Here is a 25,348-nt window from a genome sequence, read left to right on the forward strand (position 1 = left end):
GAGGAGGATAATGACTTCAGCAATATTAATCGGACAGCCTAATGTAGGGAAGACATCTTTTTTAATTAATTTTGCCCAATATTTAGGGGTTGGAGAGCTTAAATTATTGGTTAAAAGACCAGCAGGATTTACTGCTACTGAAACTTATAAATTAGATACTGCTTCCCAGTATTTAACTTCTTTTAATTCTCATACAACTAAGGAGCTACAAAGTATAAAGCTTAAGTTACCTGTTGGTAAACAAGATAAAGTAATGCATTTAGTTGATACATGTGGATTAGTATCTGGCATTCATTCTAAACAAGAAACTAGGCAAGCTATGTCCCAAACACTGCAACAAATATTTAATAGTCAAATTGTTTTACATATGATAGATTTAAGCAAATTAGATTTAGAAGAAGGTTTAGAGAAGATAGACCAGGAATTATATAATTTCTTAAATCTTAAGACTGGTTATAGTATTTTAGCTAATAAAGTAGATTTAGATACTCAGGGCCAAAGTTTAAAGTTATTACACGATTTAGTAGATGAAAATATAGTTTTTCCTATTTCAGCACTCTACCAACAAGGATTTGTTGAAGTTAAGTCATTTCTACTAAAGAATATTTAAAAGAAAGGGGAGGAGTATATTTGCTGTAGTTGTAGCTGCTTTATTAGCTGGTTTAGTAATAAAACTGATGGATGATTATCTAGACCAAGAGATAGATAGATTAAATAATAGAAGCACTTTAGCGCTTAAGCTACAAAGAGGAGTCTTACCCTATACTTTATTATTATTTAGTTTTGCAGTTGTGATTAATTCTAAAGTGCCTATTTCTTTATTTTGGGCGAGTTATATTATAGGAATGGGATTTAGTGGCGATCCATTACCTTCGGGGATGAGAGGATATCAGGAATCAGTATTTATGGCTGGTTTAGGTTTTTGGATCTTTGGAATTAAAGATTTTTTATTTTCTTTAACAATAATTTTATTTATTCAATTAGTTGATGATTATATTGATTATCATGTAGAGAGATATGTTAATCAAAGTAACTTTGTGAATTATTTAGATAAAGTAGGAACCTTTCTATTAGCAATGTTATGCTTTGGTATTGCTGTAGCTATCAATTGGCAATTAGCTATAATAATAATAATTGTTACTCCAGTAGTTTCATTTTTCTTAGGTTAGGAGGTGTTCAATTGAACTTTTTATTTATTTTATCAATATTAGTTTCTTTAATATTTGGTTATTTTTTAGGTCGTTTTTTAGGATATAAAAGAGGATTTAAAGAAGGCTTTTTTGCAGCTCCTTTAATTTATAGACAACAGAGTCTACAGCAAGGAAATTGTTTATTATGTAATAATAAGATGGATAATTTTTCTTTAAAGGAGGAAAAAAGTTAAGTTGTATAGAAAGTATAAATTTAGACAAAGATAAAGAAGATAATTTTATAATATACTAAAAAAGGAGGGATTATATGTCTGGGCAAATCAATCTACAAGATAAGTTCTTAAATCAGGCTCGTAAAGCAGATATTAAAGTAACAATATTTTTAGTAAATGGAGTACGTTTATCAGGAATGATTGAAGGATTTGATAACTTCACTGTAGTAGTTCAAACTGATAAGGGCCAACAACTAGTTTATAAGCATGCTATTTCTACTGTAGTTCCAGCTAAAGGAATAGATAATTTATTTGAATAAGGTTATAAGGGAGGAAAGAGTAGTGAGATTTACTAAGATGCATGGTCTAGGAAATGATTTTGTACTAGTTAATTGTTTTAAAGAAGAAGTAGAGGAGCCAAGTAAGTTAGCTACTAAGATTTGTGACCGTAATTTTGGTGTAGGAGCAGATGGGTTAGTTTTGATTTTACCTTCTCAATTAGATGAAGCAGATTTTAGAATGAGAATCTTTAACCCAGATGGTAGTGAACCAGAAATGTGTGGGAATGCTATTAGATGTTTTGCTAGATATCTTTTTGAACGAGGTTTAACAGATAAGTTAAATATCAATGTTGAAACCTTAGCTGGGATTATTAAACCTCAATTAATTGTTAATAATGATAAAGTTGAATTAGTTAAAGTTGATATGGGAGAACCTAGGTTAAAAAGAAGTAGGATACCTATGGTTGGAGAGGAGCAAGACCAAGTTGTAGGAGCAGAGATTAATGTAGCTGGACAAGAAGTTGAAGTTACATGTGTCTCAATGGGTAATCCTCATTGTATTATTTTTGTTGATGATATAAAGAAAGCTCCAGTAGAAGAATTAGGACCTAAGGTTGAGGTTCATGATGCCTTCCCTGAGGACATAAATGTAGAGTTTATTGAAGTAGTTAATGATACAGAGATTGAAATGAGAGTTTGGGAGCGTGGAGCTGGAGTTACCCTAGCTTGCGGGACAGGAGCTTGCGCTTCTACAGTGGCTTGCATTTTAAATAATTTAACAGCTAATAAGCTAACGGTTCACTTATTAGGTGGAGATTTGGTAATTGAATGGGATGCAAATAATAATCATGTTTATATGAGTGGACCGGCTACTGAAGTATTTACTGGAGATTGGAAGTTATAAATTCTTAAGGCGAGAAATTATTCTCGCCTTTTTATTTTAGTGGTAGGTAAATTATTTAAGGCTGAGAGTGGGGGACTAAAGATGAAGAGAAAGTTATTTAGCTTGGCCCTAATTTGTTTTATATTGTTAAGCAATGGACAAATACAAGCACAAAGTAAATTTAAACCCCAGTGGCAGAAGATTATAACTAGAAGTAAAAGATTATTACAAAAAGATAGTCTGAATATGAAAGAAAAATACAAGTTAGCAGTTGCTTATGCTAATTTAGGTAAAATTGAAGCAGGTAATAAATCATTTAAAGAATTAGGTAGAGAAGACTGGAAAACAAAATTAAAGGGAGTAATTGTTACCTATCAGAAAAAGATGAAGCAAGGTAAGCCAGATATACAGACGATTAACTATTTAGCTTTTGCTTATTATATTGCTAAGCAATATAACAGAGCAGAAGATTTATTTCAGAAAATAATACAGATAGATAGTAAAAATATCTGGAGTTATAATTATTTAGCAGTCACTCAATATAAGCAGGAAAAATATGAACAAGCAGAAAAAAATTTAAAGAAATCATTAACTATAGAAGATAATGATTATACACATTTTTTATTAGGAGTTAATTATTATAAGCAAGGAAATATACTTAAAGCTATGTATCATATAGGAAAAGGAAAGAAAGCAGTTGATTTATTCTTTTAGGCGGTTAGAGCCGTCTTTTTATTTTTGAATTATTAAATTTAGTAGGAGGAAAAGCTAATAATTTATCGAATTACTGACAAATAGAGTAAATAATGTAGTGTTATTGGGGCTATAGAGGAGGTCTAAATAGGGGATGAGAGATATTCTAGAGTTTATAGTAGATAAGCACCCTGGATTTGTAATCATAGCAGATGATACTGGAAAGATAGTTAAGACGAATGGACAGTGGGGTTTAATTGATGAAAAGTTAGGTCAATTGATAGAGAAGAATATAAGAGAAATTAAATTTTTAAAGAAAATATCAATTCTAGAGACATTAACTGTAGGTGAGGTGACTTATGGCTATCAAATTTATAGAGAACAAGGTGTAATATATTATAATTTGCCAACTATAATTGATGCTCAAACTAAAGGAGTTATTACTGTAGGGTTAGTTATGGATCGGAAGTTAACGGGAGTAAGTGATCTTAGTGCATTTTTAAAGGAATCTTCATTAATGAATACGCACCAAGTTGGTATAATTTTGTCAGATGCAAATGATATAGTTCAGTATATAAACCAAGCCCTTTTAAAAGATAATGGTTTACAATTAGAAGATGTAGTTGGAAGATCCGTAGATTCATTTTTAAAATCTTCTGTAGATAAAAGTAATGATTTAAGAACAATAGAAAGACAGGTTAAGGAAGAAAATAAATTTATTCATGCTCGAAAGTTTATCACAATCCAGAAGACAGAAGAATCTAAAATAATAGATATAATCAGTTTTCCCCTTGAACTAGCAGATAAGTTAATAGGTGCTTTAACATTTGTAATAGATATAGAAGAAATAACGCGGTATAGTAATAAGTTAAGACAGGCACAAAGAATAGAAAAGGTAAGAGAGATGGCTTTTCGAATAATTCATGAGATTAGAAATCCTTTACAAGAGATTATGGCTGCAAGTGAAATAGGAAGATTAAAGTCACAGACTGATGATACAAGCTTTTACTTTGAAGAAATTAGTAGTAAGATAAGAAAGATTGATAATTTATTAAATGATAATTTTCAATTATTTGATGGAGAAAGAATAAAACCTACTAAATTATACGTTAATGAATTATTAGCTGAAATCACAGGTCTGATTCAAGAAGAATGCCAACAAAAGGGGATTGAATTATTAGTAGAAGCAAAAAATAATAAGACAAAAATAATGGCTGATAAAAAGATTATTATCCAAGCTTTATTAAATATTATTGAAAATGCTATAGAATTTTTAGAAGGTCATAATGGTATAAAAGAGATAAAAATTAAGTCTTGGGTTGAAGGGACTAATATTCTCTTTAGTATTTATAATTCTGGCCCCCCAATAGAAGAAGAAATAAGAGATAATCTTTTTGATGTATTTTCTTCTAGTAAAGGAAGAAACGGAGCAGGATTGGGTTTAACAATTACTTATTATATTATAACTAAGTTATATAAAGGAGAAGTTTGGTTTGAAAGTGATAAACAAGGGACAACCTTTTATATTAAATTAGAAAATGCAGTTGATAAATTAACTTCTAATTTAGATACCTCATATAAAGCAATCACAAGTTAATTAAAATAATAGGGATAGAAATAGATTAATTAATAAAAACTAAATATAGGAGGTAGAGGAAGATGGATCCAACATTTATTATTAGTCCGATTGTAGGTGCTATTATAGGTTATTTTACTAATTGGTTAGCAATAAAAATGCTATTTAAACCATTGACTAAAAAGGAGTTCTTTGGTATTAAAATTCCTTTTACACCAGGGGTTATTCCTCGCAGAAGAGAAAAATTAGCTAAAAGTATCGGTGGTGCAGTAGGTAATCGATTATTGACTCCTGATGCTTTTCAGCGGTTATTACAAGATAAGGAAGTAGAAAAGAAAGTAAGAGAATTTATTAGATTAAAGTTGAGATTATTAGAAGAAGAGGAACGGAGCTTAAAGCAAATTTTAAGTGAGGTCTTTTCTAAGGGCCAAGTAGAAAAGTTACAGGGTAATTTAGAGGGTTTATTTATTAAATTAACTACTAATTTGATTAGTGAAGAGAAGCTAGTATCTTGGCTTGATAACTTCTTTACTAGATTAGATAAAGAGCAACTAGAATCTTATTTGGATTCAGAAAGTTACCTGCACTTAAAAGAAGAATTAATAGATCAATTAGATAGTACAACTATTAAACAGGCAATATTTTTACTACTAAAGGCAAATATAGAAGAAGCTAAAAATAGTGAGCAAGAGTTAGCAGAACTTTTGCCTAGTGAAGTAGTTATTAAGTTAAAAGAATGGTTGGCCCAAAATGAACCCCAACTTACAGAACAAATAATTGAATTTTTTACTTCAGATTCTATTAAAGAAAAAATAGATCAGAAGTTAGAAGGATTATTAGGAGATAATCCTTTAATGGGTATGTTAGGTGGAATTAAAAATAGTATTGTAGATAAATTCTTACGTTATTTAATTGAATTCTTAGAAGATCCAGAAAATCGAAAGCAGGTAAAGAAAGAGCTTAATAAATTTTTAGATTCTTTGTTAAAGACTAAAGTAGCTACTATAGCAAATAAGATAGATGAAGAAAACTTATCTAAATTAGCTGATAAGATTACAAATTATATAGTTGCTAACCAACAAATTGAGGTAATGATTGATACTTTAGAAGAATTGGCTCTAGAAAATATAAATAATGATGATTTAAATGATAAAATTAAGGATTTAAGTAAGAAATTAATCTGTTCTAAATCAAGCTTTTTGAGTAACAAGATTAAAAAGTTTATAACAACTCAAACTGATAGCTTTTTAAAACAACCTCTAACTCTTCTTTTGTCTAATTTATTTGTTTTTAAATTAGAAGAACTAGAAGCTGCAGTAATAAGTATTCTTGAGTATATAATAGAAAACCAATTAGGAGAAATTTTATCTATCATAGACTTTAAAGAGATGGTTAAAAGAAAGATTGATTCATTTAATATATTAGAGGTAGAAAGATTATTATTAGACGTAATTGAAACTGAATTAAAAGCTATTACTTGGTTTGGTGCAATTTTAGGTTTGATGATGGGATTAATAACCCCAATTATTTCTTTGCTTACTGGATAAATAAAAATGTGGAAATACTCTTTAGTTTTGTTATTATTTCTGTTATAATATCTATAGGAAGTTATGGAATATAGAATTTAGATGTATAACTAATATGTACTTGGAAATAATACACACATGTTTGGTAGTGTTAATTTGGAGGGAGTAGAAGTAATGGAGATCAAAGTAGGGGAACGTGCTGGTTTTTGCTTTGGAGTTGACCGAGCAATGGATTTTGCTCTAAAAGAAGGCAAAGAAAGCAAAAATTCAGTTCATACTTTAGGGCCTTTAATACATAATCCACAAGCAGTTGACAAATTAAAAAAAGCAGATATTAAAGTAATAGATCAGATTGATAAAGTAGATGATGGAACTATAATAATTCGTTCTCATGGAGTAAGACCAAGTATTATAGAAGAGGCAGAGGATAAAGACTTAGATATCATTAATGCTACCTGCCCTTTTGTACAACGAGTACAAGAAAAGGCTAAACAATTATATAAAGATGGTTATCAGGTTTTAATCAGTGGAGATAAAGATCATCCAGAAGTGATTGGTATTTTAGGACATACTGATAACCAAGCAATAGTAGTTGAAGAATTATCAGATTGTAAAGAAGTTAAATTAAAAAGTAAAGTGGGGGTTGTTGCTCAAACAACTCAATCTCTTAATAAACTTAAAAAACTAGTTGACTACTTATTACCACAGATATCAGATTTAAAGGTGCACAATACTATTTGTACTACTACAGGTCAGCGTCAAGATGAAGCAGCTAGATTGGCCCAAGATATGGATCTAATGATAGTGATTGGTGGATATAATAGTGCCAATACCAATCGCTTAGCAGAAATCTGTCGTGAAAATGGTGCTATAACTCATCATATTGAGCAAGCAGATGAATTGCAAGTAGATTGGTTTTCTAATATTAAAAAGATTGGTGTAACAGCAGGGGCATCGACCCCTAACTGGATAATTAAGGAGGTTGTTAGTCGAATGGCAGAAATAAAGCAAGATGTAGAAGAAAAAGAAACTACAGAGGAAAGTACTACACTAACAGTAGGTGAAAGAGTAACTGGAACGATTGCTCAATTAACTGAGGATGGTGCCTATATAGATATAGGTGCTAAGACGGAAGGATTTATTCCTAATAATGAAATAAGTTCTCAACGAGTAGCTTCTTCTGAGATTCTTAGTGAAGGAGAAGAAGTTGAAGTTGAAATAGTAAATCCTGAAGGTGAAGATGGACATCCTATTTTATCTAAAAGAAAAGTAGATGAAGAAGCTGCTTGGGCCAAAGTAAAAGAAGCTTATGAAAATGAAGAAATTATTACAGCTAAGGTAGATAGAGAAGTAAAAGGTGGATTAGTTGTTAATATTGGTTTAAGAGGATTTATTCCTGCTTCTCATGTAGCAGTCGATTATGTAGAAGATTTAAGTCAATTTGTAGGTCAAGAGTTAGAACTTAAAGTAATTGAAGTTGAAGAAGAAAATAATAATGTAGTTCTTTCTCGAAAAGCTATATTAGAAGAAGAACTTAGTAAGAAAAAAGAAGAAATTTTAAATTCTCTTAATAAGGGAGATATAGTAGAAGGTAAAGTTACTAAATTAGTAGATTTTGGTGCTTTTGTTGATTTAGGTGGTGTGGAAGGTTTATTACACATTTCAGAAATTTCTTGGCAGCGTATTGAACATCCTTCTAAGGTTTTAGAAGAGGGCCAAGAGATTGAAGTTAAAGTATTAGAAGTTAATCCTACAGAAGAAAGAATTGCTTTAGGTTATAAACAGACTCAGCCAGATCCTTGGGAGCAATTTGATAATAAGTATGATGAGGGAGATAAGGTCACAGGAAAGATTACTAAGACAGTTGACTTTGGAGCTTTTATGGAAGTTGAGCCAGGAGTTGAAGGATTAATTCATATTTCTCAATTGTCTCATGAGCATGTAGCTAATGTAGAAGATGTAGTTACAGCAGGAGATGAAGTAGAAGCAGAAATCCTTAATATTGATATTAATGAAAGAAGAGTTGGTCTAAGTATCAAGGAGTTAGAATCTGCTCCGGCTAGTCAAGGTCAACCAGCGCGTCAACCTAAATCTAGACCTAATAAAAGAAATAATAATAGACAACAAGATAAAGAGAAAAAGAATGGAACTACTATTGGAGATTTAGTTGGAGATGATTTAGAGGATTTATTTAGTTAATTTAAATACCTTAAGGCCCTGACATTAATGTCAGGGCCTTTTATTTCTATTTTTTTCATATCCCCCAATAAAGAACATAGATTTAAGATAGGGGGGATGATTATGCTTAATAAAATTTGGTTATCTATGATAATCATTGGTATTTCAGTTGCAGCTATTAAGGGCCAAATGCAAGCAGTATCAACTGCTATTTTACAATCAGCAGAAGATAGTATTGAAATAATAATAAAATTAATTGGGCCAATGTCTTTATGGTTAGGGATAATGAAGGTAGCTGAGAAAGCAGATCTAACAGAAGCATTGGCTAAATTATTTAGACCACTAGCAAGAGTTTTATTTCCTAAAGTACCTAAAAATCACCCAGCTTTAGGAGCTATTATGATGAATTTGGCTGCTAATTTACTAGGTTTAGGAAATTCAGCTACTCCATTAGGGATTAAGGCAATGAACCAATTACAAGAGCTTAACTTTAATAAAAAGACTGCCTCTGATGCAATGTGTACTTTCTTAGTAATAAATACTTCAAGTGTAACATTAATTCCATCTACAGTATTAGCTTTAAGGATTGGAGCTGGTTCTAGTAATCCTACTGAAATTATAGGCACTACTTTATTTGCTACTGCTGCTTCTACTTTAGCTGGAGTATTAGCTAATAAAGTATTTATAAAGTTAGGTGCATAGATTATGATTGAATTAATTAGTATCTTTTCTCAATGGGCTATTCCTGGGATTATAGTTTTAATCTTATTAGCTTCAGCCTGGCGTGGAATTAATGTATATGATGCTTTTACTGAAGGAGCAGTCGAAGGGCTAAATACTGGAATAAAAATTGTACCTTATTTAGTGGCAATGCTAATGGCTATAAGCATTTTTAGAGCTTCTGGAACTTTAGATTTATTATTAAATTTATTAGAACCACCATTAAAAGTACTTGGGGTGCCTAAAGAGATTATCCCTTTAGGATTAATAAGGCCCTTATCTGGAACAGGATCTTTAGCTTTTGTGAGTGATTTAATTAAACAATATGGCCCGGATTCATTGATCGGTCGAATAGCTTCAACAATGCAAGGTAGTACTGAAACAACCTTTTATGTAGCAACAGTCTATTTTGGAGCAGTCAATATTAAAAATCAACGCCATGCTATCATAGCAGGTTTGATTGCAGATTTAGCAGGTTTTTGGGCTACTATATTCATTTGTCAATTAGTTTTTTAAGATAATAGTTATTTTCAATTATCAAGCAGGAATTTTGACTATAAACATGGAAGTGATTATATAGTTAATATTTATTAAACAGGAGAGTGAATCATGGTTAAAAAATATATTGATCTTCATTTACATACTACAGCATCTGATGGAAGTTTTACACCAACTGAATTAGTGACTAAGGCTAAAGAGTTAGGTTTTAGTGCTATTGCTATAACAGATCATGATACAGTAGATGGTTTAGAAGAAGGGGCCAAGGTAGCAAGAGAAAAAGGAATTGAATTTGTACCTGGTATTGAACTAAATACAGATTACCAGGATGCAGAAGTTCATGTATTAGGTTATTATATAGATTATCAGCAACAAAGTTTAAAAGATAAACTAGCAACTCTTAAAGAAGCTAGATTTAATAGAATTAAGAAGATGGTAAACAAACTAAATAACTTGGGGTTAGAGATTCAATTTAAAGAGGTAACTAATTTAGCAGATCAAGCAGCTTTAGGTCGGGTGCATTTAGCTAAGGTTATGTTAAATAAAGGGTATGTTAAAGAATGGGAGGAGGCTTTTGATCAGTATATTGGCAGATCTGCTCCTGCTTATGTTAAAAGAAAGAAGTTGACTCCCTTTCAAGCAATTGATTTAATTAAAAAAGCAGGTGGCATACCAATTATTGCTCACCCAGGTTTAGTAAGTCGCCAGGATTTACTATCAGAATTAGTAGCAGCAGGGGCCAAAGGTTTAGAAGCTTATCATACTGAACATAATCAAGAAGAAATCAACCATTATTTACAATTAGCTAAAGAAAAAAATTTATTAATAACAGGAGGTTCCGATTGTCACGGGCCAACTAGAAAGACAGGAATGCTACTTGGAGAGATTAAAGCCCCTTATTCACTATTAGAGAAATTAAAAGAAGTTAGGTAGGAGGTAATAAATATGCTAAATATTTTACAACAAGGAGGAATAACAATAGTTCCTCTAGTCTTATGTTCTATTGTTAGTGTAGCAGTTAGTCTAGAAAGGTTAATTTATTTAAAAAGAGCAAAGTCTAATAACTATAATTTAGTTAAGCAAGTAAAATTAGTCCTAAAGAAGGGAAAATTCAGTAAAGCTAAAGAGATAATCAAAGAAGAAAAAGGGCCCATCGCAGGGATGTTATTACAAGGCTTAAGACATCATGGTAAGAGTAAGTATGAAATTCGGGATAACTTAGAATTACTTGGTCAAAATGAAATTAAAAAGTTAGAAAAAAGATTAAGAGTTTTAGAATTTATTGCTGCAATAGCACCTTTGTTAGGGTTGCTTGGTACGGTATTAGGTATTATTAACAGTTTCAATATTTTAGAGGCTGCTCAAGGTTTAGCTTCACCTAGAGCTTTAAGTTCTGGGATTAGTGAGGCTTTAATTAGTACAGCGGTTGGTTTAGTTGTGGCTATTCCTACAATGCTAATGTATTCTTATTTAACTAGTTTAGTAGAGAAAAGAACAATGGAAATGAACCAGTGGTTTGTAGATATAGTAGACCTTTTAAGTCAGGATGGTAAAAATGTTTAAATCAAATTTAAAGAAGCGACTTGATGTTAAATTACTACCAATGATTGATGTCATGTTTTTTTTATTAGTCTTTTTTATGTTATTTACTACATTTAAAGTAACACCAGCAGGAATGGAGATTAATCTTCCCCAGGCTAAGACTGTAACTAAACAACAGCAGGATGTAAAGGTAAGAATTAATATCTCTGCTGAGGGACGATTATCTCTTGATGAACAATTAATTGCTTTTAAAGGTCTTAAAGCTAAGGTCAAAGAGTTAATAAAGAAACAAGCAAATACTTTATTCGTTATAAAAGCTGACCAGGAAGTAAAGTACAAGAAGATTATTAGGATAATGGATTTAATTCGGCAAGCAGGTGGTTATCGATTAGCTTTAGCAGCAGATAAAGAAGATATGGATTAGGTGATGCTATGACTAGAAAAGAGCTTAATACGGAAGATAGCTTAATTAAGTATGTATTGATTTCTTTGATTGTACATGGAGTAATTTTATACTTTTTGGCCCAGTTAGGTATAGGGGCAGTTCCAGCTTTTAATGAACAGTTAGACTATTATGGTAAGGTAAAGATGATAGAGATTGATAAGACTAAACAATTAGGAAAGTTTAAAGAAGAACAAGTAATTAAACAGGAGCAAAAAATAACTAAGCAACAAGAGAAGCCACAAAAGAAGCCACAAGATAAAAAGAGACCTGAACCAAAAAATAATAAACCGACTAAAAAGGTAACTAAGGTAACTAAAGATAAAGAAGCTAAGCTACAGGAGACTAAACAGTCTAATTCTAGTGCTCAAAAAAATAACAAACCAAAAGAGGCCAAAGATAAATTATTAACTAGTAAAAAGAGTGATGAAGTAGTAAAGGTAAGTCAGAAAAAAACAAAGCAGGAGCAAGAGGTAAAGGAAATAAAAACAACAACAAAGAAAAAAGAACCTAAAGTTAAAACGCAAGAGAAAGAATCTCAAGTTAAGTCAAATGAAAAGAAAAAAGAACAACCAACTAAACAAGTAACAGCTAAGGATAAAAAACCTGCTTCTCCAGCACCTAAGAGTATGATTGTTAAACAAGTAACACCTACTTATCCCAAGGATGCATCAAATACTGATGTTGAAGGTGATGTTAAGTTACAGGCCAATATTAGTGCTAGTGGTAAGATAAACCAGGTTAAGATTTTAAAATCAGCCAATGATATTAGATTAGATAATATAGCTGTTAATACAATTAAGTATGGTTGGGAATTTAAAAGTGCATTAAATAACTATCAATTGATTTTAGTGGTTCATTTTAAGATGACAGAAGAAGGACGCCAGGTTAGCGTAGAATATATAGACTTATCATTTGTTGAGGAATGAGGTGTTAGGAGTTGAGATACAAATTCAAGTTAGTAATGATTACTATGTTAGTAACGATTACTTTATCTGGATTAGCAATAGCTAAAGTTGATGAGCATGGTAATTTAGTATTAGAGAATAATTATATTTCAATATTTGTCAACCAGGGCCAATTTAACCAAGGGCGTTTTGCTCTTGATGTTACCGGGGGGGCTCCGCTAAGAGATGGGGATGATGGGAAACCTTTAATTTATGGACGCCCGGCTCCTTGGACATCCTATACTACAATTAGGATAGATGGTACTAATTATATTTTTGGGGGTAAGACTAATAAACGGGCTGGTCTTAAGGGAAAGTATGGGCAAGTAATTACTCCTCCCCAAATAAAGAATAATCAAATTGTTACTAAGTATAAATATGGCAAGATAGTTGTAACTCAAATTTTAAGTTTTGTAAAGAGTAATACCACTGGCTTACCGGATACAGCTAGGATTAAGTATCGAATAACTAACCAAGGTAAGAAAGCACATCAGATTGGCCTTAGAGTAATGCTTGATACGATGTTAGGGAAGAATGATGGAGCGCCATTTAGAATTAAAAATCAGGCAGTAACTAGTGATAAACTATATACTAAAGATGAGTTGGCATCTTTTTGGCAGGCGTTTGATTCCTTAAATAATCCGCAAGTAACAGCTCAGGGGACAATTCAAGGGCCAACTTTAACTACGCCAGACCGGATTTATTTTACTGATTGGGGTAGTTTGGCTGATGGAGTATGGAATTTTGATTTTAATCCAGGCCAGAAGTTTTTACGAAAAGGAGAGTTTGAATTAGATAGTGCACTAGCTTTATTTTGGCAACCAAAAGCTTTACAGCCAGGAGAGACCAGAGAGTATATAACTGATTATGGTTTAGGTGGAATTACTATTGTACCAGGCTTACTATCTTTAGGTGTTACTTCACCAGCTAAAGTAATAATGAATAAGCCAGATAAAAGTCTACAGATTATAGCTTATATTCAAAATACAGCTGAAATTGAAGTTAAAGATGTAAAGGTTAAGTTAGATCTCCCGGCTGGATTGGAGTTGCTTTCTACTAGTCAAATAAAAAGCTTAGGGGATTTAAATCCTCAAGAAACAGCCCAGATAATGTGGAAGGTGCGCCCTAAAGAATTAAAAACACAAAATTTAGATTATACTGTTAAGGTAACTGCAGATAATACTGATGATAATCAGGTGTCAAGAAGTCTAAAGGTTGTTGGCCCACCAAAATTAAACTTAGAATTAAAGACTGCAAAGAAGATAAAGGTAAAGAATAATCACTTGCAGCAGGACTCAATTACAATTTATGGAACAATAAGTAATTCTGGTGATTCAACTGCTTATGGAGTTAATGCTTATGTTGCCCTACCACCAGGTTTGACTATCAGTGCTGGTGATAGAGCGGAGAAATATATAGGTTCTTTAGCACCTCATAGTTCGATTAAGATTCCTTGGACGATAGAACCAGTAGGCTTAATTAAAGGGGACTTACCTTACTTTATTGGTGTAGATAGTACGAATGCAGCTAATCAAATTCAGAGTACAAAACTTACTGTTCAAAAACGTCAACCTACAGTTGGTTTCAAAATCAAAGAAGAGACTAAAATAACAGTAGGAGATTATATTACAGTTCAAATAAAAGTTGATAATATAGCTAACCTATATAGGATAAATAGTAGTATTGGTTATAATCCGCAAGTTTTGGAGCCTATTTATATTTCTCGGGGGAGTTTATTTGTTGATAATAATAATTTATTGAGTTGGAGTACTCCTCAGATTAAAAGAGATATTGGAGTGATTAAAGAAATTAACGGGGCATTGGATACTCCACAGGATATTAAAGAAGATATTGTAGCTAGTATTCACTTTAAAGTTAAATCAGCTGGAGATAGTAATCTAAGATTTATTAAATATAATGCTTATAATGATAGTAAAGAATTAATATCAGTTAAGTTACAAGAAAAAGAGTTAGATATCGGAGGGGATCAAGATGAACCAAAGATTAATTAGTCTACTATTGGTAGTAGCATTAGTTTGTGGAGGTAGTTTACCTGTTTTTGCTCAAAAAAAGATCGAAGATATATCCCAAGATCATTGGGCGTATCAAAGTGTAGTTAAATTAATAAATCAAGGCTACTTATCCTTATATGATGGTAATAAATTCAAGGGTGAAGAAGCAGTTACAAGGTACCAGTTAGCTAAGGTGTTAAATAAAATAATACAGAATGTAGAACAAAAACAAGTTTCATTACAAAAGAAAGATATTCTAACGTTAAAGAAGTTAGCAACAGAATTTCGATCGGAGTTAGTTAGTGTAATGAGTAAGACTAATAAACTTGAAAAGAAGGTTGATTCCCTTTCAGACCAGCAAACTATTTTAAAAGAAGATATAATTAAGACTAATCATAAAATAAGTAATTTAAGACAGGAGTTACTAAGTTTAATTAATGATTTAAGAGAAGAGGCACTAACTAAATTAAGAACAAGAATTACTAAGTTAGAAAAAAGTAATCAACAACTAGAAAAGAAGTTACAGCAATTAGAAATTAAAGTAGCTAGCAAGGGTGGAGCAGCAGAAGTTAAAACCCTTAAGCGTAGATTTTATTGGCTAGGTGCTGGATTAAGTATTGGATTATTATTGTTAATCAATAGGTAACAGGAGAAAAGATAATGAATAGTAGAGTAATTAAGATAATTTCTTTAAGTTTAGTATTTGTACTGTTAGGTTCAGTAACGACCCCTTTTATGAGTATAACTGAGGCTGCAGAAATTGACCGAGAAACTGCTTATAAAGGTTTGTTACTAACAGGAATTGTGGTTTTAACAATCAAATGGTTAACTTCTGATTCACAAGTAGCAACAACAAGGAATACAACTGGCAATTATAGTCAAGATAAGGTTTATTGGTTGGCTAAAGCTGTTAATGCTGAGGCAAGAGGAGAGCCTTATTTAGGACAAGTAGCAGTAGCGGCAGTAATTCTTAATCGAGTAGCAAGTAGCCAATTTCCTAATACTATCTATAGTGTAATCTATCAGCAAGGTCAATTTTCTTCAGTTAAAGATGGTCAGATCAATTTAAATCCTAGTGCGAGTGCTTATCGAGCAGCTAAAGAGGCTTTAAATGGTAGAGACCCAAGTTTTGGAGCTTTATACTTTTATAATCCTAAAACTTCAAGCTTAGAAGGATTAAAATGGTTAAGGACTCGTGAAGTAACTACTAAAATTGGAAATCATGTTTTTGCTAAATAATTCCTAGAGTTGGTTCTAGGAATTATTTTTATATAATTTTAGTCACTTTTTATCAGCCATGCTTGAAATAATAGAAATTTAACTTATTTAATTAGTTAAATTACAAACAATAAATTATGAATATAGACTGATAATTTGATTGACAGAGTTAATAATATATGTTATATTTTAATAAATCAACACTTTAAAGCGATAAAGGATTAAGGAGGAGATTGTGTGACAATAAATAAGTTACAACGGCCAGGAGGAACCAAAGATTTCTTACCTGATTTAGCAGCTAAGAAAGAATATATAGAAGATCAACTAAATGAAGTATTTACTAAGTGGGGGTATGAGAAGATAATAACTCCTACAATAGAGTATTATGATTTATTATCAGAGGCTACGGAAGGGTTACAGACAAAAATGTATAAGTTTTTTAATCGTAAAGGAGAAATAATTGCTTTGCGACCGGAGATGACTGCTCCAATTGCTCGTTTAGTAGCTACAGAACTTAAAGAAGAGCCACTGCCTTTACGTTTAGCTTATCAAAGTAATGTCTTTAGATATGAGACACCACGGGCTGGTCGCTATCGAGAGTTTTATCAGGCGGGTATTGAGTTATTTGGTGTTAAAACACCTTTAGGAGATGCAGAAGTAATTGCTATAGCTGCCCAATCTCTTGAGCAGGCAGGACTAAAGAATTTTAAGATTGATATTGGGGATGTGGATTATTTTACAGGAATTATGGAAGCAGCAAACTTACCAAATTCTTTACAAAATAAAGTACGGACTGCTCTATCATCTAGAAATTTTGTTGAACTAGAGGAATTATTAACTGCATCTAACCTTACTTTTGAGCAACAAGAGGCTATTTTAAAAGGGGCCCGATTAAGGGGTGGGCCAAGTGTACTTAAAGAAGCTAAGGAATTAATTGCTAATCAAGCATCATTACAGGCATTAGAAAACTTAAAAGAGGTTTATCATAATCTAAAATTACTTGGAGTTGCATCTCATATCTGTATTGATTTAGGTGTTGTAAGGAGTTTTGATTATTATACAGGGATTGTTTTTGAAGGCTATAGTCAAGATTTAGGTTATACTATTTGTGGTGGAGGCCGCTATGATAAGTTAGTAGAGGAGTTTGGCTATCCTATTTCTGCGACAGGATTTGCTATTGGAGTAGATAGGTTATTATTATCACTACAAAAACAAGATTATCAGTTTCCCGATTTTAAAGCGGGGGTTTTATTACTTGTAAATTCAGAGAATAAACAGGAAGGTTTTGCCTTGGCGGCTGATTTGCGCCAGAGTGGATATCAAGTTGAATTAGAGTTAATAAAGAGAGAGATAAAAGAGATAATTGAGTATGCTAGTACTAAAGGATTAGATAGGATTTTAGCTTTAGATGATCAAAAATTAGATTTAGAGTTTAAAAGAAAAGAAATACTAGGAGTTAAGGTTAAAGAAATTAGCTTAAGAAAGGGGGAGTAAGATGGGCAGATTAAGGATTGCTTTACCTAAGGGTAGAATGTTTGACCCAGCAGTTGAGATTTTACGAAAAGTTGGCTTAGTTAATCGAGAATTAGATGATGATTCAAGAAAATTAGTCTTACCAGATGAAAAAAATGACGTTGAGTTTATTCTCTCTAAAGCAGTTGATGTTCAGACCTACGTAGAACATGGAGTAGCTGATCTAGGAGTTGCTGGTAAGGATATATTATTAGAGTCAGAAGCTGATGTCTATGAAGTAGCTGATTTAGGATTTGGAGAGTGTAGGCTAGTTGTTGCCTTATCTAAGCAAGCAGGAATTACTAGTTTAGAAGAGTTACCATTGACTAGTCGGGTTGCTACTAAGTATACAAATGTAGCTGAAAAATTCTTTACTAAAAGAGGTTTTCAGGTGGAATTAGTTAAATTAAATGGTTCGATTGAATTGGCCCCTTTAATTGGATTAGTAGATATGATTGTTGATATTTCTTCAACGGGAACCACCTTAAAGAAAAATAATTTAGTAGAAATTGGTGAGATAGCTAAATCGTCTGCTAGATTGATTGTTAATCGAGTTAGTTATAAGACTGAAGACCAACGGATTATAAAGATTATTAAACAAGTAAAAGAAGTTGTTAAAGAGTAAGGAGTGGATAATATGTTAGATATATTAGATACGGGCCAAGCGGGAGCTAAAGAAAAATTGGCTACTATTTTAAATCGTTCTTCATTTGATAGTCAAGAACAGATAGATGTTGTCCAAGATATTTGGGATAATATACAAAATAGAGGAATTGAAGCTGTTTTAGAGTATACGGCTCGTTTTGATGGAGCCAAGCTAGAGCAATTAGAAGTAAGTCAAACAGAGATTAAAGCTGCCTATAAACAAGTTGATCAAGACTTTCTAGCCGCAATTCAAAAGTCAATTGAAAATGTAAGAAAGTTTCATCAACAACAGTTACGCGAGGATTGGATGGATATTAAGGATGATGGAGTAATTTTAGGACAAAAGTTTGAACCATTAGCTAGAGTAGGTATCTATGTTCCAGGTGGTAGAGCAGCTTATCCTTCTTCAGTAGTGATGAATGGAGTACCAGCTAAGGTAGCAGGAGTAGATGAGATAGTGATGGTCTCTCCTCCAGCTAAAGATGGGAGTTTAAATCCTCATACTCTAGTTGCAGCAGCTGAAGTAGGAGTAGATACTATTTACAAAATAGGTGGGGCCCAAGCTATAGCAGCTTTGAGTTTAGACTTAGCAGAGATTAAAAAGGTAGATAAGATTGTTGGCCCGGGTAATATTTATGTGACGTTAGCTAAAAAGTTAGCCTATGGTTACGTAGATATTGATATGTTAGCAGGGCCAAGCGAAATTTTAGTCTTAGCAGACCAAGATGCTAATCCTAAATATATAGCAGCTGATTTATTATCTCAAGCAGAACATGATCCTATGGCTTCTGCAGTCTTAGTAACTACTTCTAAAGATTTAGCTAAAGAAGTTAAGCTAGAGTTAGAAGAACAATTAACAAATCTATCTAGAGCCAAGATAGCAAAAGAGGCCTTAAAGAACTATGGAGCTTTATTGGTAGCCAAGGATATGGAAGAAGCTATTTCACTAACCAATCAGTTTGCTCCAGAACATTTAGAAGTTAAAGTAGAATCACCTTTCTCTATTTTAGGTAAGTTAAAGAATGCTGGAGCTATCTTTTTAGGGGAGTATGCAGCTGAACCAATAGGCGATTATGTAGCCGGTCCTAATCACGTTTTACCAACTGGAGGATCAGCTAAATTTTATTCTCCATTAAATCTTGATGATTTTGTTAAAAAATCTAGCATTATTCATTACTCCAAAGAAGGATTAGATAAGGTTAAAGATCAAGCCTTAAAGATAGCTGAAGTAGAAGGATTAGATGCACATGCCAATAGTATTCGGGTGCGAATAGAGGACTAAGTTGGAGGGAGAAAATGAGACAAGTAAAGTTAGAACGAAAGACTAGTGAAACAGAGATAAAATTAGACTTGAACCTAGATGGTAGTGGTCAGGCAGAGATTAAGACCCCAGTTCCTTTTCTTAATCATATGTTAGAGTTATTTACCCGACATGGTTTATTTGATCTTAAGTTAAAAGCTAGTGGGGATGTGGAGATTGACGGACATCATACTGTAGAAGATATAGGTATTGTTTTAGGCCAAGCACTTAAAGAGGCCATTGGAGATAAAAAGGGAATCCAACGCTATGGTGATCAGTTTGTTCCTATGGATGAAGCATTGTTACATACTGCTATTGATTTTAGTGGGCGCTTTTATCTTAACTTTTCTGAAATAAATTTAAAGGATAAAGTAGGGGATTTTGATACAGAATTAGTAGAGGAATTTTTTAGAGCGCTAGCTTATAATGCTGGGTTAAATCTACATATTAGACAATTAGTTGGGACTAATACTCATCATATTATTGAAGGGATTTTTAAGTCATTTGCTCGGGCCTTGGCCCAAGCTGTAAAGTTAGATGATCAGATTAACGGAGTTATGTCAACTAAAGGGAAGTTAGAATAGCTGAGGTGAAAAGATGATCAAAATTATAGATTATGGTATGGGTAATTTAAAGAGTGTAGCCAAGGGCTTTGAAAAGGTTGGCTACCAAGTTGAAATTACTAATGACCCCCAAGAAATCTTAGCAGCTAGAGGTGTAGTATTACCAGGTGTTGGTGCTTTTAGTGATGCAATGAATAATTTAAGAGAGCTTGAGTTAATAGAACCAATCCAAAAAGTAATTGAGCAAGGAGTTCCTTTTTTAGGTATTTGTTTAGGATTACAACTTTTATTTAGTGAAAGTGAAGAATTTGGCTTAACTAAAGGGTTAGATATTATTCCAGGGACAGTAAAGAAGTTTCCGACAGACTTAGGACTAAAAATTCCTCATATTGGTTGGAACCAACTTAAGATAGAGCAAAAAACAGAAATTTATCAAGGGTTAGAGGAAGGTGTTTTTCAGTATTTTGTTCATTCTTATTATGTAGAGCCAGATGATGATGAAGTAATAGCTACAGTAACTGATTATGGATTAGAGTTTGTATCTAGTATTGCTCAAGATAATATTTATGCTGTTCAATTTCATCCAGAAAAGAGTAGCCAGGATGGATTGCAAATACTCAATAATTTTGGAGCACTAGTTAAAAGCTGAGGATTAGTTGCACTTCTCAATCAGGTATTGTGTAGCTTTTTCCTTAAATAGTTTTTGTTCATTTCATTCACCCTTCATTCAAAGCATATGAACAAAAACTATAAGACAGTCCAAAAGCCCCACAATACCTTTAATAATTGCTGGGGAGGGTTTCGCAACGACTCCTAAATTTTTCATTAATGAGTCTTAGTGAACTGGAATAAAAATAAGGTTTGGGTTAGCTAATCATCTATTTTTGATTAGCTTAACCTTATTTTTATGGAAGTGAGCTTAGACGAATTTTGAGAAATTTATCTAGTGAGAAATCCTCTCTTAGCAATCTAAAAGTTAAATTTAAAACCAGATTATTAATAAATTAAGAGGTGAAAAGTATGGAAATCATACCAGCGATCGATATTAAAGATGGTGAATGTGTTCGCCTTTATAAAGGTGATTTTGCCGAAAAAACTGTTTATGGAGATCCAGTGGAAATGGCTAAATTATGGGCCAATAAAGGAGCAAGCAGGTTACATATTGTTGATTTAGATGGTGCATTAGATGGTCAACCACAAAACTTGGATTTAATTGCGGAAATAATAAATGAGGTTCAGCTACCAGTTCAAGTTGGCGGTGGAATTAGAGATAAAAAAACAATTAAGCAGTACCTAAATATTGGAGTAGAGCGAGTAATTATTGGTACAGCAGCAATTAAAAACCCTAATTTAGTAATAGATGCAATTGATAAGTTTGGTGCAGAAAGAATTGTAGTAGGAATTGATGCTAAAAATGGTCAAGTAGCTACTGAAGGTTGGTTAGAAACATCTGATACTTCAGCTGTAGAGTTAGGAATTAAAATGAAGAATAAAGGGGTTAAGTGGGTGGTATATACTGATATTAGTCGAGATGGTACTTTAAGCGGACCCAATATTGAAAGTACTAAAAAGTTAGCTAAAAAGACAGGATTACAAGTAATTGCTTCGGGCGGTATTTCAGATATAGAAGATATTAGGAGTTTAAAAGAGTTAGAAGGCCAAGGAGTTAAAGCAGCAATTACAGGAAAAGCTCTTTATAGTGAGAGTTTAGATTTAAAAGAAGCAATTGAAGTAACTGAATAAAGGGGGATTTAAATGTTAGCTAAGCGAATTATCCCTTGTCTTGATGTAGATCAAGGACGGGTGGTTAAAGGGGTTAATTTTGTTGATATCAAAGATGCAGGTGATCCAGTAGAATTAGCTGCATTATATGACAAAATGGGGGCTGATGAACTTGTTTTTTTGGATATAACAGCTTCTAGTGATAAACGTAAGACAATGATAGATGTTGTCAGACGGACTGCTAAAGAAGTATTTATCCCGTTTACTATTGGTGGGGGGATTAGAACAACAGAAGATATGAGAGAACTGCTAAATGCTGGTGCAGATAAGATCTCTATTAATTCAGCTGCTGTAAAGAATCCAGAGTTGATAAAAAAAGGAGCTAAGAAATTTGGGAGTCAGTGTATAGTTGTAGCTATAGATGCTAAACGAAGAGAAGATTCATGGGAGGTCTATATCCATGGTGGTCGTAAAGCAACAGGACTTAATGTAGTTAAATGGGCCAAAAGGGCAGAACAATTAGGTGCTGGAGAGATACTACTAACTAGTATGGATGCTGATGGGACTAAAGATGGTTATAATCTAGCAGTAACTAAAGCTGTTGCTCAAGCAGTAAATATTCCAGTAATTGCTTCTGGAGGAGCAGGAAATTTAGAACATATTAAAGAAGTTTTTACTAAAGGAGAAGCTGATGCAGCTTTAGCAGCATCTATTTTTCATTTTAAGAAGTATACTATTAAAGAAGTAAAAAAATATTTAAATCAAGAGGGGGTCCATATTAGATGTCTGTAAATCATTTAGAATTTGATGAAGATGGATTAATTCCTGCTATTATTCAAGATATTGAAACTAATGAAGTATTAATGATGGCTTATATGAATCAAGAATCTTTAGAAAACACAATCAAATCAGGTAGAACCTGTTTTTGGAGTCGCAGTCGAGACGAACTATGGTGGAAAGGTGAAACTTCAGGTAATATTCAAGAAGTAGAAGAGATTAAATATGATTGTGATGGTGACACCTTATTACTTAAGGTTAAGCAGACAGGAGGTGCTTGTCATACAGGACATAAATCATGCTTTTATCGCGGTATAGAGCGAGATTATGATACAGAAAAGGAATTTGATCCTGAAGAAGTCTATAATAATTTAGATGCAGAAATATTAGATGAATTATACCAAGTGATTAAAGATAGAAAAGAGAATCCTAAGCCTGATTCATATACTTCATCTTTATATGAAAAAGGTGAAAATGCTTTTTTAAAGAAAGTTGGAGAAGAGGCCACGGAAGTAGTAATGGCGGCTAAAGATAGTGACCAAGGGGAACTAATTTATGAATCAGCTGATTTAATCTATCATTTACTTGTTGCATTAGTCTACTATGATGTTGAGATTGAAGAGATTTTAAAAGAATTAAAAGAGCGAAGATAATACTTTAACTTCTGCCTAATTAGGCAGAAGTTTTTAGTTTTTGTTGCTACTTATAATTAATAATTAAAGTTGCTAAGTAAAATAATATATAATACTATAAGAGTGGCTAAAGGATTAACTAGAAGTTGGAGGAGATAAAATGGGAAATAGGATGGAACCGATAAGAGAGCGGGATAAAATAATTGAAATTAAGGAGATGCTTAAAAAAAATAAAAAATACAGAGATTATGTATTATTTGTGTGTGGTATTAACTTTGGTTTAAGGATAGGAGATTTATTAAAGCTTAGGATTAAAGATGTAATTAATTCAGTAGGAGAGATTAGAGAAACATTTGAAATTGTAGAGCAAAAAACAAATAAGAGAAATGTAATTAAAATTAATCAGCAAGCTAAACAAGCTATTCAATTATTAAATAAAAAAACAGAGATAACTAATGACCAGACTAATTATCTTATTTATAATACTAGAGATCAAACTAAGAATATAAGTAGAGTTCAAGCTTATAAGTTAGTTAAGAAATGGTGCCAGCAGGTAGGATTGAAGAATTTACCGGTTGGCACTCATACTTTAAGGAAGACTTGGGGCTATCATGCTCATAAAAATGGAATAAGTATAGAAACCATTCAAGCTAAATATAAGCATGCTAATACTTCAACAACAAGACATTACTTAGGGATTGAACAAAAAGATGTAAATAAAGCTTATGATAAAGTCAATTTATAAGATTAACAATTTTAATATTCTGTTAAGCTAATTTAATAATTAATCTCTTTTTATATAAAAACATCCCATTTTATTTATATATTATACTAGCCAAGGTTTATTTTGGCAAGAAATAAACCTATAAGTCGATAATTATTACTATTATAGCATTTATTTTGACAATTTTGTTAACAGAATATTAATTCTGTTAATAAAATTGTCGAAAGGGTGAGTAGTAACTGATGAAGATAAAGTTAAATAATAAACCACAACAACAGATTCAATATTCCAAGGAGACTGTAGAAGCTTTAGCTATGACGATAAATAAAAGGGATTTTTATACAGCTAAACATCAACGTCGAGTTGCTGATTTAGCGGTTAAACTAGCTAAAGAACTTAAATTATCGGAATTTGAGATTAGAGGTATTGAATTAGCAGCTTTAATTCATGATTTAGGGAAGATAAGTATTCCAATGCATATTCTCGCTAAACCAACAAAATTAACTGTTAATGAATTTAATATTATTAAGAATCACCCTCAGACAGGTTATGAGATTACTAAAGATTTGAATTTTCCTTGGCCTATTGCAGAGATGATATACCAACATCATGAACGTTTAGATGGTTCAGGATATCCAAAAGGATTACAAAAAGGTGAAATTTTATTAGGAGCTAGAATTATAGCAGTAGCTGATATTATAGAGGCTATGACTTCACATCGTCCGTATCGACCGGCGAAAAGAATTCGTGTAGCCCAAGAAGAGATTAAAGAAAATCAGGGAGTGCTTTATGATTCAAGAGTAGTACAAGCTTGTTTAAAAATAATTAGTAAGAAAGGAGAATAAATTATTACAGATAATTTAAAAGCAGAAATAGAATCTTGTCGGGAAAAATTGAGCTTAGAGGTAGAAGGAAAAGATTTAACCAGTGAAGAAGTTCATAAATTAAGTCAAGAGTTAGATAAAAAGATAGTAGCTTATATGAAGAAAAATAAATCTAATTAATAACATATAAAAGTTACTATAAAACAGAGAGAGTTTATCTGATAATTTGCTTATTTTTGCAGGATTAATAATAAAAATCAAGAAATAGATAAAAGTAAAAGTGTCATTTAGGAAGGAGGAATTTTTATGGCTAATACAGAGCAGATGATAATCTTTGATATAGGAAATGAGAAGTTTGGAATTAGAATTACTCGGGTTCATGAAATTATTAGAATGAAGGAAATTACCGAGTTACCTGATACCTCCGAATATTTTGCCGGAATTATTAATTTACGGGGGGATATTATATCAGTGATTGATTTGCGGCGTAGATTTGGGGTTAAGAGTAGAGAAGATACTGATGAAACTCGAATTATTGTAGTAGGATTTAAAGGTCAGGATGTAGGATTAATTGTTGATGCGGTATCTGAAGTATTACATATTGACCCAGCAGATATTGATGATCCACCTCAAAGTATGGTAAGTATTAAGAATAATTATTTAATCGGCATTGCTAAGTCTGAAGATGATATGATTAATATTTTAGATTTAGATAATTTATTAGAGTCTAAAGAAGATATCAAAATAGAGAAATAGGCTGGTTAAGAAAG

General features: G+C 32.3%; 30 protein-coding genes. All 30 read left to right on the plus strand.

Annotated features, from left to right (window positions below):
• Positions 1–10 precede the first annotated feature (10 nt).
• The 30 genes from HALHA_RS04760 (at position 11) to HALHA_RS04900 (ending at position 25,334) form a co-directional block, all read left to right on the plus strand.
• On the plus strand, positions 11–610 hold the full coding sequence (locus tag HALHA_RS04760; protein WP_015326656.1) for a GTPase domain-containing protein: 600 nt from the start codon (positions 11–13) through the stop codon (positions 608–610).
• 67 nt (positions 611–677) lie between these two features.
• Complete coding sequence (locus HALHA_RS04765) at positions 678–1,169, plus strand: hypothetical protein (RefSeq protein WP_156801210.1); 492 nt, start codon at positions 678–680, stop codon at positions 1,167–1,169.
• An 11-nt stretch (positions 1,170–1,180) separates the two neighbouring features.
• Complete coding sequence (locus tag HALHA_RS04770) at positions 1,181–1,384, plus strand: hypothetical protein (protein WP_015326658.1); 204 nt, start codon at positions 1,181–1,183, stop codon at positions 1,382–1,384.
• Positions 1,385–1,458: 74 nt separating this feature from the next.
• On the plus strand, positions 1,459–1,683 hold the full coding sequence (gene hfq / locus HALHA_RS04775) for an RNA chaperone Hfq (RefSeq protein ID WP_015326659.1): 225 nt from the start codon (positions 1,459–1,461) through the stop codon (positions 1,681–1,683).
• Between the two features lie 22 nt (positions 1,684–1,705).
• Entirely contained in the window at positions 1,706–2,548 is an 843-nt protein-coding gene (dapF, locus tag HALHA_RS04780) for a diaminopimelate epimerase (RefSeq protein ID WP_015326660.1), read from the plus strand.
• A gap of 81 nt (positions 2,549–2,629) precedes the next feature.
• A complete protein-coding gene (locus HALHA_RS04785; RefSeq protein WP_015326661.1) occupies positions 2,630–3,241 on the plus strand; it encodes a tetratricopeptide repeat protein in 612 nt (203 codons plus the stop codon).
• 133 nt (positions 3,242–3,374) lie between these two features.
• Positions 3,375–4,817 (plus strand): ATP-binding protein, encoded by a 1,443-nt coding sequence (locus tag HALHA_RS04790; RefSeq protein WP_015326662.1) that lies wholly within the window; start codon positions 3,375–3,377, stop codon positions 4,815–4,817.
• Between the two features lie 62 nt (positions 4,818–4,879).
• Positions 4,880–6,343 carry a DUF445 family protein gene (locus tag HALHA_RS04795; RefSeq protein ID WP_015326663.1) on the plus strand — a complete coding sequence of 488 codons (1,464 nt, stop codon included), beginning with the start codon at positions 4,880–4,882 and terminating at the stop codon, positions 6,341–6,343.
• A 153-nt stretch (positions 6,344–6,496) separates the two neighbouring features.
• On the plus strand, positions 6,497–8,521 hold the full coding sequence (locus tag HALHA_RS04800; RefSeq protein WP_041607669.1) for a bifunctional 4-hydroxy-3-methylbut-2-enyl diphosphate reductase/30S ribosomal protein S1: 2,025 nt from the start codon (positions 6,497–6,499) through the stop codon (positions 8,519–8,521).
• A gap of 102 nt (positions 8,522–8,623) precedes the next feature.
• Entirely contained in the window at positions 8,624–9,202 is a 579-nt protein-coding gene (locus HALHA_RS04805) for a nucleoside recognition domain-containing protein (protein WP_015326665.1), read from the plus strand.
• 3 nt (positions 9,203–9,205) lie between these two features.
• On the plus strand, positions 9,206–9,736 hold the full coding sequence (locus tag HALHA_RS04810) for a spore maturation protein (RefSeq protein WP_015326666.1): 531 nt from the start codon (positions 9,206–9,208) through the stop codon (positions 9,734–9,736).
• 93 nt (positions 9,737–9,829) lie between these two features.
• Entirely contained in the window at positions 9,830–10,651 is an 822-nt protein-coding gene (locus tag HALHA_RS04815; protein WP_015326667.1) for a PHP domain-containing protein, read from the plus strand.
• Positions 10,652–10,663: 12 nt separating this feature from the next.
• Positions 10,664–11,281, plus strand: a complete 618-nt coding sequence (locus HALHA_RS04820) for a MotA/TolQ/ExbB proton channel family protein (RefSeq protein WP_015326668.1) — start codon at positions 10,664–10,666, stop codon at positions 11,279–11,281.
• On the plus strand, positions 11,274–11,684 hold the full coding sequence (locus tag HALHA_RS04825) for an ExbD/TolR family protein (RefSeq protein WP_015326669.1): 411 nt from the start codon (positions 11,274–11,276) through the stop codon (positions 11,682–11,684). Before HALHA_RS04820 ends, HALHA_RS04825 begins: the two co-directional genes overlap by 8 nt.
• Before the next feature lie 8 nt (positions 11,685–11,692).
• Positions 11,693–12,631 carry a TonB family protein gene (locus HALHA_RS04830; RefSeq protein ID WP_015326670.1) on the plus strand — a complete coding sequence of 313 codons (939 nt, stop codon included), beginning with the start codon at positions 11,693–11,695 and terminating at the stop codon, positions 12,629–12,631.
• 11 nt (positions 12,632–12,642) lie between these two features.
• A complete protein-coding gene (locus HALHA_RS04835) occupies positions 12,643–14,661 on the plus strand; it encodes a cohesin domain-containing protein (protein WP_015326671.1) in 2,019 nt (672 codons plus the stop codon).
• Positions 14,642–15,307, plus strand: a complete 666-nt coding sequence (locus HALHA_RS04840; protein WP_015326672.1) for an S-layer homology domain-containing protein — start codon at positions 14,642–14,644, stop codon at positions 15,305–15,307. The genes HALHA_RS04835 and HALHA_RS04840 overlap by 20 nt, the downstream gene beginning before the upstream one ends.
• 14 nt (positions 15,308–15,321) lie before the next feature.
• Complete coding sequence (locus HALHA_RS04845) at positions 15,322–15,900, plus strand: cell wall hydrolase (RefSeq protein WP_015326673.1); 579 nt, start codon at positions 15,322–15,324, stop codon at positions 15,898–15,900.
• A 216-nt stretch (positions 15,901–16,116) separates the two neighbouring features.
• A complete protein-coding gene (gene hisZ / locus HALHA_RS04850; protein WP_015326674.1) occupies positions 16,117–17,373 on the plus strand; it encodes an ATP phosphoribosyltransferase regulatory subunit in 1,257 nt (418 codons plus the stop codon).
• A gap of 1 nt (position 17,374) precedes the next feature.
• A complete protein-coding gene (gene hisG, locus HALHA_RS04855) occupies positions 17,375–18,016 on the plus strand; it encodes an ATP phosphoribosyltransferase (RefSeq protein WP_015326675.1) in 642 nt (213 codons plus the stop codon).
• Between the two features lie 12 nt (positions 18,017–18,028).
• Positions 18,029–19,318 carry a histidinol dehydrogenase gene (gene hisD, locus HALHA_RS04860; RefSeq protein WP_015326676.1) on the plus strand — a complete coding sequence of 430 codons (1,290 nt, stop codon included), beginning with the start codon at positions 18,029–18,031 and terminating at the stop codon, positions 19,316–19,318.
• Between the two features lie 14 nt (positions 19,319–19,332).
• The gene (hisB, locus tag HALHA_RS04865; protein WP_015326677.1) at positions 19,333–19,920 is read left to right on the plus strand and encodes an imidazoleglycerol-phosphate dehydratase HisB; all 588 of its coding nucleotides are present in this window, start codon (positions 19,333–19,335) and stop codon (positions 19,918–19,920) included.
• 13 nt (positions 19,921–19,933) lie between these two features.
• Positions 19,934–20,548, plus strand: a complete 615-nt coding sequence (gene hisH, locus HALHA_RS04870; protein ID WP_015326678.1) for an imidazole glycerol phosphate synthase subunit HisH — start codon at positions 19,934–19,936, stop codon at positions 20,546–20,548.
• A 371-nt stretch (positions 20,549–20,919) separates the two neighbouring features.
• Positions 20,920–21,642, plus strand: a complete 723-nt coding sequence (gene hisA, locus HALHA_RS04875) for a 1-(5-phosphoribosyl)-5-[(5-phosphoribosylamino)methylideneamino]imidazole-4-carboxamide isomerase (RefSeq protein WP_015326679.1) — start codon at positions 20,920–20,922, stop codon at positions 21,640–21,642.
• 12 nt (positions 21,643–21,654) lie between these two features.
• Complete coding sequence (gene hisF / locus HALHA_RS04880) at positions 21,655–22,413, plus strand: imidazole glycerol phosphate synthase subunit HisF (protein ID WP_015326680.1); 759 nt, start codon at positions 21,655–21,657, stop codon at positions 22,411–22,413.
• Positions 22,404–23,051 carry a bifunctional phosphoribosyl-AMP cyclohydrolase/phosphoribosyl-ATP diphosphatase HisIE gene (hisIE, locus tag HALHA_RS04885; protein WP_015326681.1) on the plus strand — a complete coding sequence of 216 codons (648 nt, stop codon included), beginning with the start codon at positions 22,404–22,406 and terminating at the stop codon, positions 23,049–23,051. The genes hisF and hisIE overlap by 10 nt, the downstream gene beginning before the upstream one ends.
• A 139-nt stretch (positions 23,052–23,190) precedes the next feature.
• The gene (locus HALHA_RS04890) at positions 23,191–23,775 is read left to right on the plus strand and encodes a tyrosine-type recombinase/integrase (protein ID WP_015326682.1); all 585 of its coding nucleotides are present in this window, start codon (positions 23,191–23,193) and stop codon (positions 23,773–23,775) included.
• A 221-nt stretch (positions 23,776–23,996) separates the two neighbouring features.
• Complete coding sequence (locus HALHA_RS04895) at positions 23,997–24,599, plus strand: HD-GYP domain-containing protein (RefSeq protein ID WP_015326683.1); 603 nt, start codon at positions 23,997–23,999, stop codon at positions 24,597–24,599.
• A 27-nt stretch (positions 24,600–24,626) separates the two neighbouring features.
• On the plus strand, positions 24,627–24,758 hold the full coding sequence (locus HALHA_RS13270) for an aspartyl-phosphate phosphatase Spo0E family protein (protein WP_281098774.1): 132 nt from the start codon (positions 24,627–24,629) through the stop codon (positions 24,756–24,758).
• Between the two features lie 126 nt (positions 24,759–24,884).
• Entirely contained in the window at positions 24,885–25,334 is a 450-nt protein-coding gene (locus HALHA_RS04900) for a chemotaxis protein CheW (RefSeq protein ID WP_015326684.1), read from the plus strand.
• Positions 25,335–25,348 lie beyond the last annotated feature (14 nt).

The sequence above is a fragment of the Halobacteroides halobius DSM 5150 genome (assembly GCF_000328625.1).
Classification (GTDB): Bacteria; Bacillota; Halanaerobiia; order Halobacteroidales; family Halobacteroidaceae; genus Halobacteroides; species Halobacteroides halobius.

Excerpts from the sequence above, each read along its gene's own strand:
- HALHA_RS04760 (WP_015326656.1), top strand. The coding sequence starts at position 11 with ATGACTTCAGCAATATTAATCGGACAGCCTAATGTAGGGAAGACATCT.
- HALHA_RS04765 (WP_156801210.1), top strand. The coding sequence starts at position 678 with ATGGATGATTATCTAGACCAAGAGATAGATAGATTAAATAATAGAAGC.
- hfq (WP_015326659.1), top strand. The coding sequence starts at position 1,459 with ATGTCTGGGCAAATCAATCTACAAGATAAGTTCTTAAATCAGGCTCGT.
- HALHA_RS04785 (WP_015326661.1), top strand. The coding sequence starts at position 2,630 with ATGAAGAGAAAGTTATTTAGCTTGGCCCTAATTTGTTTTATATTGTTA.
- HALHA_RS04790 (WP_015326662.1), top strand. The coding sequence starts at position 3,375 with ATGAGAGATATTCTAGAGTTTATAGTAGATAAGCACCCTGGATTTGTA.
- HALHA_RS04795 (WP_015326663.1), top strand. The coding sequence starts at position 4,880 with ATGGATCCAACATTTATTATTAGTCCGATTGTAGGTGCTATTATAGGT.
- HALHA_RS04800 (WP_041607669.1), top strand. The coding sequence starts at position 6,497 with ATGGAGATCAAAGTAGGGGAACGTGCTGGTTTTTGCTTTGGAGTTGAC.
- HALHA_RS04805 (WP_015326665.1), top strand. The coding sequence starts at position 8,624 with ATGCTTAATAAAATTTGGTTATCTATGATAATCATTGGTATTTCAGTT.
- HALHA_RS04810 (WP_015326666.1), top strand. The coding sequence starts at position 9,206 with ATGATTGAATTAATTAGTATCTTTTCTCAATGGGCTATTCCTGGGATT.
- HALHA_RS04815 (WP_015326667.1), top strand. The coding sequence starts at position 9,830 with ATGGTTAAAAAATATATTGATCTTCATTTACATACTACAGCATCTGAT.
- HALHA_RS04820 (WP_015326668.1), top strand. The coding sequence starts at position 10,664 with ATGCTAAATATTTTACAACAAGGAGGAATAACAATAGTTCCTCTAGTC.
- HALHA_RS04825 (WP_015326669.1), top strand. The coding sequence starts at position 11,274 with ATGTTTAAATCAAATTTAAAGAAGCGACTTGATGTTAAATTACTACCA.
- HALHA_RS04830 (WP_015326670.1), top strand. The coding sequence starts at position 11,693 with ATGACTAGAAAAGAGCTTAATACGGAAGATAGCTTAATTAAGTATGTA.
- HALHA_RS04840 (WP_015326672.1), top strand. The coding sequence starts at position 14,642 with ATGAACCAAAGATTAATTAGTCTACTATTGGTAGTAGCATTAGTTTGT.
- HALHA_RS04845 (WP_015326673.1), top strand. The coding sequence starts at position 15,322 with ATGAATAGTAGAGTAATTAAGATAATTTCTTTAAGTTTAGTATTTGTA.
- hisG (WP_015326675.1), top strand. The coding sequence starts at position 17,375 with ATGGGCAGATTAAGGATTGCTTTACCTAAGGGTAGAATGTTTGACCCA.
- hisD (WP_015326676.1), top strand. The coding sequence starts at position 18,029 with ATGTTAGATATATTAGATACGGGCCAAGCGGGAGCTAAAGAAAAATTG.
- hisB (WP_015326677.1), top strand. The coding sequence starts at position 19,333 with ATGAGACAAGTAAAGTTAGAACGAAAGACTAGTGAAACAGAGATAAAA.
- hisH (WP_015326678.1), top strand. The coding sequence starts at position 19,934 with ATGATCAAAATTATAGATTATGGTATGGGTAATTTAAAGAGTGTAGCC.
- hisA (WP_015326679.1), top strand. The coding sequence starts at position 20,920 with ATGGAAATCATACCAGCGATCGATATTAAAGATGGTGAATGTGTTCGC.
- hisF (WP_015326680.1), top strand. The coding sequence starts at position 21,655 with ATGTTAGCTAAGCGAATTATCCCTTGTCTTGATGTAGATCAAGGACGG.
- hisIE (WP_015326681.1), top strand. The coding sequence starts at position 22,404 with ATGTCTGTAAATCATTTAGAATTTGATGAAGATGGATTAATTCCTGCT.
- HALHA_RS04890 (WP_015326682.1), top strand. The coding sequence starts at position 23,191 with ATGGGAAATAGGATGGAACCGATAAGAGAGCGGGATAAAATAATTGAA.
- HALHA_RS04895 (WP_015326683.1), top strand. The coding sequence starts at position 23,997 with ATGAAGATAAAGTTAAATAATAAACCACAACAACAGATTCAATATTCC.
- HALHA_RS04900 (WP_015326684.1), top strand. The coding sequence starts at position 24,885 with ATGGCTAATACAGAGCAGATGATAATCTTTGATATAGGAAATGAGAAG.